Source organism: Leisingera sp. ANG-DT (genome assembly GCF_000813785.1).
In the GTDB taxonomy this organism is placed as follows: Bacteria; Pseudomonadota; Alphaproteobacteria; order Rhodobacterales; family Rhodobacteraceae; genus Leisingera.
Window position 1 is genome coordinate 22,988 of sequence record NZ_JWLE01000008.1, and the last position, 13,560, is coordinate 36,547.

General features: G+C 63.1%; 11 protein-coding genes. 8 read left to right on the forward strand and 3 right to left on the reverse strand.

Annotated elements, in window-relative coordinates:
• Positions 1-27 precede the first annotated feature (27 nt).
• From RA21_RS09695 to RA21_RS09720, 6 genes are all read left to right on the forward strand, one after another.
• The gene (locus tag RA21_RS09695) at positions 28-2,253 is read left to right on the forward strand and encodes a TRAP transporter permease (RefSeq protein WP_039148471.1); all 2,226 of its coding nucleotides are present in this window, start codon (positions 28-30) and stop codon (positions 2,251-2,253) included.
• Complete coding sequence (locus tag RA21_RS09700; RefSeq protein ID WP_039148237.1) at positions 2,250-3,515, forward strand: NAD(P)/FAD-dependent oxidoreductase; 1,266 nt, start codon at positions 2,250-2,252, stop codon at positions 3,513-3,515. Before RA21_RS09695 ends, RA21_RS09700 begins: the two co-directional genes overlap by 4 nt.
• Positions 3,512-4,240 carry an aspartate/glutamate racemase family protein gene (locus RA21_RS09705; protein ID WP_039148240.1) on the forward strand — a complete coding sequence of 243 codons (729 nt, stop codon included), beginning with the start codon at positions 3,512-3,514 and terminating at the stop codon, positions 4,238-4,240. Before RA21_RS09700 ends, RA21_RS09705 begins: the two co-directional genes overlap by 4 nt.
• A 119-nt stretch (positions 4,241-4,359) precedes the next feature.
• Positions 4,360-5,613: an aminotransferase class V-fold PLP-dependent enzyme gene (locus tag RA21_RS09710; protein WP_039148242.1), complete on the forward strand. Its 1,254-nt coding sequence runs from the start codon at positions 4,360-4,362 to the stop codon at positions 5,611-5,613.
• A gap of 154 nt (positions 5,614-5,767) precedes the next feature.
• Complete coding sequence (locus RA21_RS09715) at positions 5,768-8,185, forward strand: GcvT family protein (RefSeq protein WP_039148245.1); 2,418 nt, start codon at positions 5,768-5,770, stop codon at positions 8,183-8,185.
• A 106-nt stretch (positions 8,186-8,291) separates the two neighbouring features.
• Positions 8,292-8,825: a GNAT family N-acetyltransferase gene (locus RA21_RS09720; protein ID WP_039148249.1), complete on the forward strand. Its 534-nt coding sequence runs from the start codon at positions 8,292-8,294 to the stop codon at positions 8,823-8,825.
• 28 nt (positions 8,826-8,853) lie between these two features.
• On the opposite strand, the gene RA21_RS09725 is transcribed toward RA21_RS09720, so the two are convergent.
• From RA21_RS09725 to RA21_RS09735, 3 genes are all read right to left on the reverse strand, one after another.
• Positions 8,854-9,240: a type II toxin-antitoxin system death-on-curing family toxin gene (locus RA21_RS09725; RefSeq protein WP_039148252.1), complete on the reverse strand. Its 387-nt coding sequence runs from the start codon at positions 9,238-9,240 to the stop codon at positions 8,854-8,856.
• On the reverse strand, positions 9,237-9,461 hold the full coding sequence (locus RA21_RS09730; protein WP_019296977.1) for an AbrB/MazE/SpoVT family DNA-binding domain-containing protein: 225 nt from the start codon (positions 9,459-9,461) through the stop codon (positions 9,237-9,239). The genes RA21_RS09725 and RA21_RS09730 overlap by 4 nt, the downstream gene beginning before the upstream one ends.
• A gap of 81 nt (positions 9,462-9,542) precedes the next feature.
• Entirely contained in the window at positions 9,543-10,430 is an 888-nt protein-coding gene (locus RA21_RS09735) for a LysR substrate-binding domain-containing protein (RefSeq protein ID WP_019296976.1), read from the reverse strand.
• A 209-nt stretch (positions 10,431-10,639) separates the two neighbouring features.
• Here RA21_RS09735 and RA21_RS09740 point away from each other — a divergent pair, with 209 nt between their 5' ends.
• The gene (locus RA21_RS09740) at positions 10,640-11,992 is read left to right on the forward strand and encodes an MmgE/PrpD family protein (RefSeq protein WP_039148255.1); all 1,353 of its coding nucleotides are present in this window, start codon (positions 10,640-10,642) and stop codon (positions 11,990-11,992) included.
• A gap of 29 nt (positions 11,993-12,021) precedes the next feature.
• On the forward strand, positions 12,022-13,560 hold the full coding sequence (locus RA21_RS09745) for a trimethylamine methyltransferase family protein (RefSeq protein WP_019296974.1): 1,539 nt from the start codon (positions 12,022-12,024) through the stop codon (positions 13,558-13,560).

Below are 13,560 nucleotides of genomic sequence, written 5' to 3' on the forward strand. Positions count from 1 at the left end.
GGCACGGCCCCCGGACTGGAGACTCCGATGTCCATGGACACCCATCTCGACAACAAGGCGCTTGAGGAGCTGGAGAAGCAGTATGACTCTGCTCTGAACACGCGCGACAACGGACCCAGGCTGACTGGCGTCATCTATTGGGCCAGCATCGCCTTTGCCCTCTACCACCTGTGGACGGCCGGTTTCGGCACCCCGGTGGACCATGTGCATATGGGTATTCACCTTGCGGGCCTGTTCCTGTTCATCTTTGTGGGCTTTCCGCTGATCAAATCAGCCCGCAGCCTGGAATGGCGCGGACCCCATCCGCTGCGCCCCGGCAATGTACCGCTCTATGACTGGGCGCTGACCGGGCTCAGCATGGCGGCGGCGCTGTTTCTCTGGGTCAGCTGGCGCGGCTTTGACATGTTCGGCTTCGACATCGCCGAACAGGCGCTGCGGCAGGGCAATCCGTCCAGCCTGGATGTGTTCTTCGGCTCGGTTCTGATCCTGACGGTGCTAGAGATCGCGCGCCGCACCATCGGCTTTGTGCTGCCGCTGATCATCCTGGTGTTCATGGTCTACGCGCTGTTCGGGCCATACATGCCCGCGCAGATCCTCAAGCATCCAGGCGTCAATTGGCAGCAGTTCGTCAACAACATGTACTTCCCAGCCGAGGGCATCTTTGGCGTGACGCTGTGGGTGGTCTCCACCGTGGTGTTTCACTTTGTGCTGTTCGGCGTGGTGGCGCAGCGGATGGGGTTGGGGCAGTTCTTTGTCGACAACGCCATGCTGCTCGCTGGCCGCTACACCGGCGGACCGGCCAAGGTGTCGGTGGTGTCATCGGCCTTCTTCGGCACGATTTCCGGATCGTCGATTGCCAACACGGTGTCCACCGGCTCGCTGACCATCCCAAACATGAAGAAACTTGGCTACCCCGGCCATTTTGCAGGCGGGGTTGAGGCCGCGGCCTCGGCCGGCGGCCAGATCACCCCGCCGATCATGGGGGCTGCGTCCTTCCTGATGGCAGAGTATCTGGAGGTGCCTTACACTACCATCGTGATTGCGGCGATTGTGCCTGCGCTGATGCATTATATCGGGGTGATCTCGATCGTGCATTTCACCGCCAAGAAACTAGGTCTGACCGCCTATCCCAAAGACCAGCTGCCCAAGTTCCTGCAGGTCTGGAAGGATGGCTGGTACACGATCATTCCGCTGATCGCGCTTCTTCTGGTGCTTTTCTCCGGATACTCGCCCAACATGGCCGCTTTCATCGGTCTCAGCCTGTGCATCGTTGTCGGTTTCTGCGCCTTTGACAAACCCGCCACGCTGCTGATCCCCTTTGCCCTGCTCGGCTTTATCTTGTGGAAGGCCTCGCCCTACTCCGGCGAGGGGTACACCCCGGTGATGGCCGGGATGCTGGCCGCACTCACCATCATCGGCTGCCTGCACAGGAATGAGCGGCAAAACTTCCGCGACTTGTTCGACAGCTTCCACGTCGGCGTGCAATACGCGCTGGCAGTGGGCGCGGCCTCTGCCGCGGTGGGCATCGTGGTGGGTGTGATCAACACCACTGGCGTCGGCTTCCGCCTCGGCTTCATGGTCACCGGCGGCGCGGCGGACATGGCGGCAGCGATTGCGCCGTTCCTCGACTGGACCTCCATCGAGGCGTTCAGCCAGTCGTCGATCCAGCAGTTCCTGTCTCTGGTGCTGATCGCCATGGCCTGCATCCTGATGGGGGCCGGCCTGCCGACCACGGCGCTTTATATCATGCTGGTTGCTGTTGCGACGCCTGCGCTCAGCCAGCTCGGCGTGCCGCCGCTCGCCACGCATATGTTCGTGCTCTACTACGGTGTGATTTCCGAAATCACCCCGCCGGTTTGCGCCTCGGCTTATGCGGCAGCAGGGATTGCGGGGTCCAACCCGTTCCGCACCGGGCTTAATGCCTTTACCCTGGGGCTGGGCAAACTGATGGTGCCGATGGTGTTTGTCTATGCGCCCACCATGCTGATCGTGCTGCCGGAATACTTCACTCTGCTGAGCTTCACTCAGGTCACCCTGACATGCGCGGCAGGCGTCTTTGCCATCGCCACTGCTGTCTCGGCCTACTTCCTGGCACCGCTCAGCGGCATCTGGCGGCTGCTAATGGCCATTGGCGGCCTGCTGCTGGTGGCGCCTTCCGGCGGCTCTGACATCGCAGCGCTGGTTGTGATGGCACCGGTGCTGATCCAGCAACTGGGCCAGCAGCGCAAACTGCAAGCAAAGGCGGCGCAATGAGCGCATCGTCTTCGCCCGATGTGACGGTCCTGGGCGCCGGGATCGTCGGCATCTGCTCGGCCCTGTCCCTGGCTGGGCGGGGCCTCCGGGTCCGGCTCATCGACCGGGACGCCCCGGGCCAGGCGACGTCTTATGGCAATGCTGGCATCATTTCCCCCTGGTCGGTGGTGCCGCAATCCATGCCGGGCCTTTGGAAAAAAGTGCCCGGCTGGCTGCTGGACCCGCTGGGGCCGGTGGCGGTGAAGCCCGGCTACCTGCCCAAGGTCGCCCCCTGGGGGCTGCGGTTTCTGGCCGAGGGGCGTGACCGGCGGATACATCAGATTTCCGACGCCATGGGCTTTCTGTGCCGTAATTGCGTCGAGGGTTTCCGGCTGCATCTGGCCGGCACCGGCCATGAGGATCTGATCAGGGACAGCTATTATGTCCATGCCTCGCGCAACCCGGAGGAGGCTGATCTGAACAGCCTTGGCAACCGGCTGCGGGCGGCGCAAGGCGCCGAAATGGAGCGGATTGGCGCCGCTGAACTGCGCGATCTGGAACCAGCGCTGACCCCGGAGTTCCAGGCCGCGATCCTGATCAAGGGTCAGGCCCGGGCGCTTTCCCCGGGCAGGATCGGTGCCGTTCTCGCAGAGAAATTTCTATCCATTGGTGGCGAGATTCAGACCCGGACCGTGCGGGGCATCCTGCCGTCTGAAACCGGCGGCTGGACCTATACCACCGAAGCGGGCCAGGACTGGACGCCCAAGCTGGTGCTGGCAATGGGGGTCTGGTCCGGGGAACTGCTGAAGCCGCTTGGTATCAAGATCCCAATGGAAGCAGAGCGCGGTTATCACGTGTCGTTCCCGGCCCCCGGCGTCGCGCTCAATAACTCGATCATGGATATGGACATGAAATTCGTGGCCTCCTCGATGGAGGAAGGGCTGAGGGTGGCCGGCACCGCCGAATTTGCGGGCCTTGATCAGCCGCTTAACCGGAAACGGCTGGACGGGCTGGCGGAACTGGCCAAGGCGCTGCTGCCGGACCTGCGCGCGGATGGCATGGAAACCTGGTCCGGCCAGCGCCCCAGCCTGCCCGACAGCCTGCCCTGCATCGGTGAGGTCGAGGGCTTCCCGGACCTCATCGCCGCCTTTGGCCACAGCCATTACGGTCTGATGATGGCTCCGAAAACCGGGCGGCTGGTGGCGGATATAGTCAGCGGAACGCCCGTGAACGAAGACCTCTCGCCTTTCCGCACACGGCGGTATGAAAGGACCAAGACATGACCATCCACCTCGGCGGCCAGAACATCTGCGGCGTCTCCATTGGCGTGCTGGCATTGGAAAGCTACTTCCCCAAGCCGCCCGGCCATATCAAGAACCCCTCCAGCCTGCCCTTCACCACGCTCTATGAAATGCTGGACGGGATCACCGTGCCGAAACTGCTGGCCAACCCGACCGGCGAAATGAAGAACCGGCTGATCGAGGCTGCCCGGCGGCTGGAGGCCAAAGGCGTGCGGGCGATCACCGGCTCTTGCGGGTTCCTGGCGATTTTCCAGAAGGAGATCGCAACCGCGGTGAATGTGCCGGTGTTCGTCTCCTCGCTGATCCAGGTGCCGCTGGCGCATCAGATGACAGGCCGCACCGTTGGGGTGATCACCGCCTCAGCCGCCAGCCTGACCGAGGCGCATTTGCGCGGCGTCGGTGCAGAAAACACGCCCGTGGTTGTGCAAGGGCTGGATGACGCAGAAGAATTCTCCACCGTGATCCTGCGCAATGAACGCACCGCAATGGATCTGGCCAAGGTTGAGGCTGAACTGCTGGACGCCGCCAGGGCCATGATCGCGCGCAACCCGGAAATCGGCCCGATTGTTCTGGAATGCACCGACCTGCCGCCCTATGCCCACGCCCTGCAAGCAGCGCTGAACCGGCCCGTCTTCGACATCATCACCCTGTCTGAGATGGTGCACAGGGCGGCCTTCCGCGCCCCTTTCCACGGTTTCATCACCTGAAAAATGCGCTGAGGGCTGGCACAGAGATTTCCAGCCCTCAGCCCTGGATATTTTTGTATCTCCGGCTGGGGTAATCCCCCTAATGTGGCGCAGAACAAACCTTTGCTGCTGGACGTGCCATGCCCCATATCTCCGACACCTTGCTGGACCAGATCCGCACCCGTTTTGCCCAGGTGGACAACTGCCCCGAACAAGGTGCCCGTATCTTCTTTGAAAATGCAGGCGGCGCGCTGGCGCTCAATTCGGTGGTGGAAACATCCGCACGCTACGCCGCGATCCCCGACAACCAGGGCCGTGACAACCCCGGCAGCCACGAACTGGTGCGGGTCATCAACAAGGCCAAGGACGACATGCGCGTTTTCATGAACGCACCCGGCGGCCAGTTTTTCGCAGGTGAAAGCGGCACAGAGCTCTTGTTCCGCCTGATCATGAACGCCTGCCTCGGCACCTCCGAAGGCACGACTGTGCTGGGCTCGACGCTGGAGCATCCCGCCACCCGCTCCGCCTGCGCCCGCTGGGCCGGGGTGGCGCGGCAGAAACACGTGCTGATCCCGCATGATGATACCACCGGCACGATTATGGCCGATGCCTATGCTCAGGCGGTTTCGCCGGACACAGTCGTGGCCACAATTGTCCATACGTCTCCTGTCACAGGCATGGGCGTGGATGTCGCCGCCTGCGCTGCCGCCATCCGCGAGGTTGCACCGGAGTGCTTCATCATCGTGGACGGCATCCAACACGCCGCCCATGGGCGTATCGACCTCACCGCCTATGGCGTCGATGGCTATGTAATCTCGCCCTACAAGATGTTCTCGCGCCACGGCTACGGGCTGGCCTGGATCTCCGACCGGCTAACCGCGCTGCCGCATAACAGCCTGATCAATGGGCCTGCGGACAATTGGGAAATGGGCACCCGCGACACCGGCAGCTATGCAACGCTGTCCGATGTTGCAGACTACCTGGAGTGGCTCGGCGGCGAGGTAAGCGATGCAACGGAGCGGCGTGCGAAATTCGTGGCCGCGGGAGAAGCGATCCATGCCCACGAGAAAACCCTGACCGACGCGATGATCCTTGGCACCGGCAATCTGCCGGGATTGGCGGAAATGGAAGGCGTCACCATCCTGGGCGGCCCGGACAACCCGGCCCGCGAGGGGTTGGTTTCGCTGACCGTGGACGGCGTGCCCTCGGTGGATGTGGTCAAACGGCTGAACGAACAGGGCATCCGCACCCACCTGCGCAAGGCGGACCACTACTCCGGCAATATCCTGTCGCCTTTGGGCATGGACAGCTGCGTGCGCGTCTCCATGTGCCACTACAACAGCATCGGCGAAGTGGCGAAGTTCCTGGGCGTGATGAAAGAGATCACCGGGTGATGGCCGGATGACCCATCGAATCCGGGGCCATTGGGTCTGAATTCTTCACGGGTCATCCAGCCCCGCCGCCGCTAGGGTCGCCGGAAGGAATTGGCGGCCCGCCCCGGCCTGCAGGGCGCGCTGTTTCAGGCACGCAGGCAAGGGAACATGACGCATGAAAACCCATGCACAGGCAGTTGTCATCGGCGGAGGCCTTGTCGGCTGCTCGATCCTCTACCACCTGGCCAAGCTCGGCTGGACCGACGTGGTTCTGCTGGAACGCGATGAGCTGACCGCGGGCTCCACCTGGCACGCGGCGGCCAACATCCACGGGTTGCACGACAACAACAACGTGACCCGCATCCAGCACTACACGATGAACCTGTACAAGGAGCTGGAGAAGGAAACCGGCCAGGGCTGCGGCGTTTTCCAACCGGGATCCCTGTACCTTGCAAAGACCGAAGAGCGCGAGCACCAGCTGCGCCTGCAGGAAGCCAAGGCAAAATACTACGGCCTGAACTTCCACGAGGTCAGCCGCGAGCAGGCCAAGGAACTGCACCCGCTGGCCCAGTTCGACGACATCCGCTGCATCATGTTCGAACCCGATGGCGGCAATGTGGACCCCTCGGGCGTCACCATGGCCTATGCCGCCGGCGCCCGCGCCATGGGCGCGCAGATCGAACGCTTCTGCCCTGTGATCGGCACTGAGCAGCAGCCCGACGGCAGCTGGATTGTGAAAACCGAAAAGGGCGACATCCACACCCAATGGGTGGTGAACGCAGGCGGCCTTTGGGGCCGCGAGGTGGCGGCGATGGCCGGCCTCACCCTGCCCTTGCAGCCGACCGAGCATCAGTATTTCGTCACTGAGTCCATCGACGAGGTCGCCAATCTGGGCCGCCGCCTGCCCTCAATCGCCGACCGCGACGGCGAATACTACTTCCGTCAGGAGGGCAACGGCTTCCTGATCGGCGCCTATGAAAAGGACATGCGCTTCTGGGCCGAAAACGGCACGCCGCTGGACTTCGCGCATGAGCTGTTCCCCGACGATCTGGACCGGATCATGGAAAACGTGATCCGCGCCACCGAGCGGGTGCCCTGCGCCGAAACCGCCGGCGTCAAGCGCGTCATCAACGGTCCGATGATCTGGTCGCCGGATTCAAACGCCATCTGGGGCCCGGTGCCGGAGCTGAAAAACTACTTCTGCTGCACCGGCATCATCCCAGGCTTCTCCCAGTCCGGCGGCCTCGGCCTGCTGGCGGCGCAGTGGATGATCGAGGGCGAGCCGCAGTACGACATGTTCGCCTGGGACCTGGCGCGCTTTGGCGACTGGGCCGACAAGAAATTCACCAAGGCCCGTGTCGAGGATCAATACGCGCACCGCTTTGCCATCCATTTCCCGAACGAGGAACGCAGCGCCGGCCGCCCGGCCCGTGTGCGCCCCGCTTATGAGGTGCAAAAGGAAATGGGCTGCGTCTTTGGCCTCAACTGCGGCTGGGAGCATCCCCTGTGGTTCTCCGGCACCCCCGGCACCACCGATACCAACAGCTTCACCCGCCAGAATTGGTGGGAGCCGGTGGGACGCGAAGTGAAGATGCTGCGCGAGAACGTCGGGGTGATCGACATCTCCAACTTCGCCAACTACGTGATCAAAGGCCCGGGCGCGTTTGAGTGGCTGGACAAGCTGGTCGCCAACAAGGTGCCAACCGAGGTCGGCCGCTCCTGCCTCACCCCGCTGATTTCCGTGCGCGGCGGCGTTGCCGGCGACTTCACCATCACCAAGGTGGCGGATGATGAGTACATGATGGTCGGTTCCGGCATGGCGGAACGCTATCACCAGCGGTTCTTCAACATGGTGGAGCTGCCCGCGGGCACCACCTTCGAGGTCGCCACCAACCGCATCGCGGGCTTCAACGTGGCTGGTCCGAAGTCGCGCGACATGCTGCAACGGATGACCAACGCGGATCTGTCGAACGAGGCTTTCCGCTTCATGCGCTCCCGCACCATCGACGTGGCGGGTGTGGAATGCCTGGCGATCCGCGTCTCCTTCACCGGCGATCTGGGCTGGGAACTGCACTGCGCCGAGGAAGATCAAGTCAAACTCTATTCCGCGTTGCTGGCAACAGCCGCAGAATTCGACGGCGGCCCGGTCGGCGGCCGCGCGCTGGGGAGCTTGCGGATCGAAAAGGGCTACGGCTCCTGGGGCCGCGAGTACAGCCAGGAATACTGGCCGCAGGAGGTTGGCCTGGCCGGTCTGATCAAGCTGGACAAGAACTTCCTCAACAAGGACGCCTATCTCAAGGTCAAGGATAACGCCCCGCGCGAAATGCTATCCGCCTTTGAAATCGACGCGGTGAACGATGCCGACGCCTCCGGCGGCGAGCCAGTCTTTACTCCGGACGGCAAGCCGGTGGGCCGTGTCACCTCAGGCGCTTATGGCTACTCGGTCGGCAAATCGCTGGCGCTGGGGTACGCCAACCCGGCCTTTGCCAAGCCAGGAGATGAGGTTGAGGTCTATATCCTCGGCAAGCCGCACAAGGCACGCATTCTGGAAGCGGCAGCCTTTGACCCTTCGGGCGCGCGGCTGCGGGCATGAGCCCTAAAATAGCCGAATGAATACCTGCAGCCCCGGTCCAATGGCCGGGGCTGCAGGCTTTGGCCCGCCGGTAAGGTTGACTATATTATCCGGCAGGGAGCACAGCATGATGCAAGATATCGAGATCATTCACTGCGATGCATTGCCGCCAAAGCAGGAGCTGAACAGAATTCTGGCGCAGTATTACGACCTCATTGTCCAGCGGATGGGCGATATGGGCTTCGCCATCGACCCGGCGGCCCCGCAAAGCGCACTGGCGGAATTCTGGGCCAACGCCAGCGATTACCTGCCGCCGAACGGCTGCCTGCTGCTGGCGCGGAGCGAGACCGGCCAGATCGTCGGATGCGGCATGCTGAAACGGCTGGACCGGGAAACCGGAGAGCTGAAACGGGTCTTTGTCGTCGAGGCCGCGCGCGGCACCGGGACCGGGCGGCGGCTGATCGAGGCGCGCGAGGAGTCAGCTCGTAAAATGGGCCTCAAACGGCTGGTGGCCGACACGCTGACGCCAAATGTCGAAATGCGCAGTCTTTACCCCAAGCTGGGTTTCACAGAGGTGGAGACACCAATGGAAACAACGACCTATCTGGACCAGCCCATGCTGCGGCCACACCTGCATTTCTTTGTAAAAATCATCGGTTAACGCTGCACCCGGCCCCGGCGCACCGGCATCAAAGCGGCTGCATCCCCGCCGTGAGCCATGCTGCAAATGCGGCCTCATCCACGTCCCCCGTGGCCAGATCCTCCATCATCCGCACACCCTCCACCGGGTCCGGGCGGAACTGGTAGCCGTTGAGGCGCAGGAAGGTCACAGCGGTCACAAAGGCCGTGCGCTTGTTGCCATCCACAAACGCATGCGCCTTGGCGATGCCGAAGGCATAAGCCGCGGCAACCTCCGCCACGCCTGCATCGGAATAGGCAGCCAGGTTCATTGCCCGCGCGCATCCCATTTCCAGAAGCGCCTTGTCACGCATCCCCGCCGCGCCGCCATGGCGCGAGATTTGCCGGTCATGGAAAATGGTTACCGCCGCCAGCGGCACCCAGGTGTATGTGCTCACGCCAGCGCCTGAAGCAGGTCGCGGTTTTCATCCATCACGACCTCAGCTGCGGCCAGCGCCTCGGCCACCGTTGGATCATGCGCCATCACCCGCAGGCTGCCATCATCGCCGCGCACCACAAACAGCGTGTCGCCTTCCTTGGCGTCCAGCATCGTCAGCATCTCTGTCGTCAGGGTGATGACGGCAGAGTTCCCGACTTTCCTGATCTTGGTCTCAATCATTGGCAAGCCTCACGTATATATACCCGTATATACGCGAAACACCGCCAGAATTCAATGCTGCCTGCGGCTCGCCTTGATGCCCTACAGTTCCATCTCCGCTGCCGCCTTCAGCAGCCATGCCTTGAAATGCTTGACCGAGGGCGTCGCCGCCTTGTCCTTGAAGGTGGCGAAATAGGTCCAGGGGCAATCCAGGTCGAAATCAAACGGTTCCACCAGCCGCCCGTCTGCCACATGGGACCGGACCAGTGTTTTGGGCAGAACCGCACAGCCCATTCCATTGGCGGCAAACTCCAGCCCCATGTTGGAGGAATTGGTCTGCAAGCCGCCCTTCAGCTCGATCCCGGTAAGCCCGTAATGCTTGGCGATCTTCTCCCAATAGATCGGCCGCCCCAGAATGTGGATCAGTTTCGCCTGCACCAGCTGTTCCGGCCGGGTCAGCGTCTCTCCCGCAACCTGGAAACCGGGCGCACAGACCAGCGCCAGCTTCTCGTCCCACAGCTTAACCGCCGGCCCCATCACATCATCCACATGGTTGATGGTGATCGAAATGTCCGAGACATTGGTCTCCACATCCACCCAGATCGTACTGTGAATGGTCAGGTCGATATCCGGATGCGCCGCTGAAAACCCCTCGATCACCTTCAACAGCCAGCGCTCCGCCAGGCTGACAGGGCAGGAGATCACCACCTCCCGCTTATGGCTTTGCGAGATCAGCAGCTGGGTCGCGCTGTCGATTTCCTGCAGCGCGTGGCGGACAGAGGGCAGATAGGCCTCCCCCACGTCAGTCAGCGACAAGGACCGCGGATGGCGCACGAACAGCGGGCGGCCGATGAACTCCTCCAGGCTGCGCACGTGGTTGGACACCGCCGACTGGGTGCAGTTAAGCTCATCCGCCGCCGAGGTGAAGCTGAGATAGCGCGCCGCGGCCTCAAAAGAGCGCAGGAATGTCAGGTGGGGCAGGTTTTTCATCAAGAGGTCCGCTGGCGGTTTCGGGGCCATGTTCCCATGCAATGGATTGGGCTGCAATTCCAAAGGGATCACGCCCCGAGAGAAGCGAAAAACGACGTCTAGCACGCATTTCGCGAAATATAACGGCCCTATGACCCCGGTTTATTTGCGGGTCACCTGCGGCGGCGGCCCCTAGGCTTTGGCCAACGCCCCCATATGGACCGCCTGACATGACAGCCACATTTGACCGCGCCGCCGATTTCACCTTTGGCCTGACCCCCGGCGATCTGCCGGAAACCACCCGCAAGGCTGCGGCACTGATGTTCCTGGACACACTGGGCATCACCATCGGCGCCACCCCGATGGAGGCCGGGCGCATCGCCCGCGACACCGCCGCAGCGCTTTATGGCTGCGGTGAGGACGGCTTCGGCGCCCGGATGCTGTTCGACGGGCGCCGGGTCAGTGTTGCAGGCGCCGCCTATGCCGCCGCCACTGCCACCGACAATCTGGACGGCCACGACGGCTATTACCCGACCAAGGGCCACATCGGCGTGGTGGTGATCCCGGCAATTGCGGCCTTGGCGGAAACGGTGCCGGATTTCTCAGGGCCGGAGGCGCTGGCGATCACCACGCTGGGCTATGAGCTGGCAGGCCGCGCCGCGCTGTCGCTGCATGCAACTGTCAGTGACTACCACACGTCGGGCGCCTGGAACGCGCTGGGGGTGGCGGCAATGGCCGCCCGGATGCGCGGCCTCAGCCGCGGCCAGCTGCGCCAGGCGCTGGGGATCGCCGAATTCCACGGCCCCCGCAGCCAGATGATGCGCGAGATCGCCAACCCCTCGATGCTGCATGACGGTTCCGGCTGGGGCGCGATGGCAGGCATGTCAGCGGCTGTGCTGGCAGAAAAAGGCTTCACCGGCGCGCCCGCAATCACCATCGAGGAAGACCGGGTGGCGGAACATTGGGAGGACCTCGGCCGCTTCTGGCAGATGGAACACCAGTATGTGAAGCCATACCCGATCTGCCGCTGGGCCCATGCGCCGATCGACGCCGTGCGGCAGGTGATGCTGGAACACGATCTGAGCCACGAGCAGATCGCCAAGATCCACATCAACACTTTCCACGAAAGCGCCTGCCTCTATCCGGGTATCCCCTCGACCACCAGCCAGGCACAGTATTCGCTGGGCTTTGCCGTTGCCAATCAGGCCGCATACGGGCGGATCGGGGTCGAGCATATCTCCGGAGCGGGCCTTGCCGACCCGCTAGTTGCATCAATCCACGAGCGCACCACCGTCTCTGAGGCCGCGCGCCATTCCGTCCGCTTCCCGGCTTGCCGGGTTGCCGATGTGGTGGTGACGCTGACCGACGGACGGGTCATCGAATCCGGCGACGTCCATGCCCGCGGCGGCCCAGAAGCGCCGTTCTCGCAGGAGGACATCGAGCGGAAATTCATGGAGTTCGCCGCGCCTTCGCTGGGCGAGGCCCGCGCCGGTGCCATCCGCGATGCAGTGCTGGGCTTCACCAATGAAGGCAGCAATTTCTCCGATCTGGGGCGTCTCATCTATGACGCGCCCGAAAACTAAGCCACCAACCTGACCAGAAAGACAGACACATGGCACGCGACAGACGCGGCGGCGGGCGCCGCGGCAAATCCTCCCGCTCCGGCGGCAGTATCGACCAGCTCCCCTGGAGCCAGGTAAAAAACACTTACCCTGCGTTTGAGCTCCTGAACACGGAGCAGATGGACCAGCTGCACGCCACCTCAATGCGGATCCTGTCAGAGGCCGGCATCCGGGTGATGGGCGAGAACGTGATGGGCATTTTCGAGGCCGCGGGCGCCATTGTCGACCGCGACACCAAGACCATCCGCATCGACGAAACCATCGTCACTGAAGCGTTGAAGACAGTCCCGGCGGAGTTCACCCTGACCGGCCGAAACCGGGACAAGCGGATCACGCTCGGCGGCAACAACGTGACCTTTGGCCTGGTGGCCGGCCCGCCCAACGTGCATGACTGCATCAACGGGCGCCGCTCCGGCAACCTCCCCGACTACCAGAACTTCATCAAGCTGGCGCATCACTTCAACGCCATCCACCTGATCGGCAACCAGGTCACCGCGCCGCTGGAGCTGCCCGCCAACAACCGCCACTTGGACACCTATCTGGCCAATATCACCTATGCCGACCTCAGCTTCCACTGCTCCGCCATCGGCCGCGGCCGGGCACTGGACGGGATCAACATGATGGCAATCTCCCGCGGCCAGACACCGGAGGAGATGAAGGGAGATCCGGGCGTGATCACCATCATCTCGGTCAACTCGCCGCGGCTGTTTGACGACGCGATGGGCGACGGGCTGATTGCCATGGCCGAATACGGCCAGCCGGTGACGGTGACGCCCTTTACCCTGATGGGGGCGATGACGCCGGTGACCCTGCCCGCGGCGCTGGCCCAGCAGAACGCCGAGGCGCTGTTCGGCGTGGTGCTGACCCAGCTTGTAAACCCCGGCACCCCGGTGATGTACGGCTCCTTCACCTCCAACGTCGATATGCGCAGCGGCGCCCCTGCCTTTGGCACGCCGGAAAACGCCAAGGCCAATATCGTCGGCGGCCAGCTGGCGCGGCGTTACGGCATCCCCTACCGGACCTCCAACGCCAATGCCTCCAACGCGGTGGACCTGCAGGCGGCTTATGAAACCATGATGGCGACCTGGGGCGCGGTGCTGGGCGGTGCCAATATCGTCTATCACGCGGCCGGCTGGCTGGAGGGCGGGCTGACCGCGTCCTATGAGAAGTTCATCCTGGATGTGGAGATCATCCAGAACATGATCGAATTCCTGAAACCGATGAAGTTCGACACGGATGAACTGGGCTTTGATGCCATCCAGTCAGTCCCCACCGGCGGCCATTTCTTTGGCGCCGAACACACGATGGCGCGTTATGAGACCGCGTTCTACCGGCCGATGCTGTCGGACTGGCAGAACTACGAGAATTGGGAGGCGGCAGGTGCCAAGGATGCACTGCAGCGCGCCACCGGCCTCTGGCAGCAGGCGCTGCAGGATTACGAGGAGCCCGCAATGGAGCCCGCCGTTCGCGAGGAGCTGGACGCCTATGTCGCCCGCCGGAAAGAAGAAATCGGCTCCGGCGAGCCTTGA

Excerpts from the sequence above, each read along its gene's own strand:
- RA21_RS09695 (WP_039148471.1), top strand. The coding sequence starts at position 28 with ATGTCCATGGACACCCATCTCGACAACAAGGCGCTTGAGGAGCTGGAG.
- RA21_RS09700 (WP_039148237.1), top strand. The coding sequence starts at position 2,250 with ATGAGCGCATCGTCTTCGCCCGATGTGACGGTCCTGGGCGCCGGGATC.
- RA21_RS09705 (WP_039148240.1), top strand. The coding sequence starts at position 3,512 with ATGACCATCCACCTCGGCGGCCAGAACATCTGCGGCGTCTCCATTGGC.
- RA21_RS09710 (WP_039148242.1), top strand. The coding sequence starts at position 4,360 with ATGCCCCATATCTCCGACACCTTGCTGGACCAGATCCGCACCCGTTTT.
- RA21_RS09715 (WP_039148245.1), top strand. The coding sequence starts at position 5,768 with ATGAAAACCCATGCACAGGCAGTTGTCATCGGCGGAGGCCTTGTCGGC.
- RA21_RS09720 (WP_039148249.1), top strand. The coding sequence starts at position 8,292 with ATGATGCAAGATATCGAGATCATTCACTGCGATGCATTGCCGCCAAAG.
- RA21_RS09730 (WP_019296977.1), bottom strand. The coding sequence starts at position 9,461 with ATGATTGAGACCAAGATCAGGAAAGTCGGGAACTCTGCCGTCATCACC.
- RA21_RS09735 (WP_019296976.1), bottom strand. The coding sequence starts at position 10,430 with ATGAAAAACCTGCCCCACCTGACATTCCTGCGCTCTTTTGAGGCCGCG.
- RA21_RS09740 (WP_039148255.1), top strand. The coding sequence starts at position 10,640 with ATGACAGCCACATTTGACCGCGCCGCCGATTTCACCTTTGGCCTGACC.
- RA21_RS09745 (WP_019296974.1), top strand. The coding sequence starts at position 12,022 with ATGGCACGCGACAGACGCGGCGGCGGGCGCCGCGGCAAATCCTCCCGC.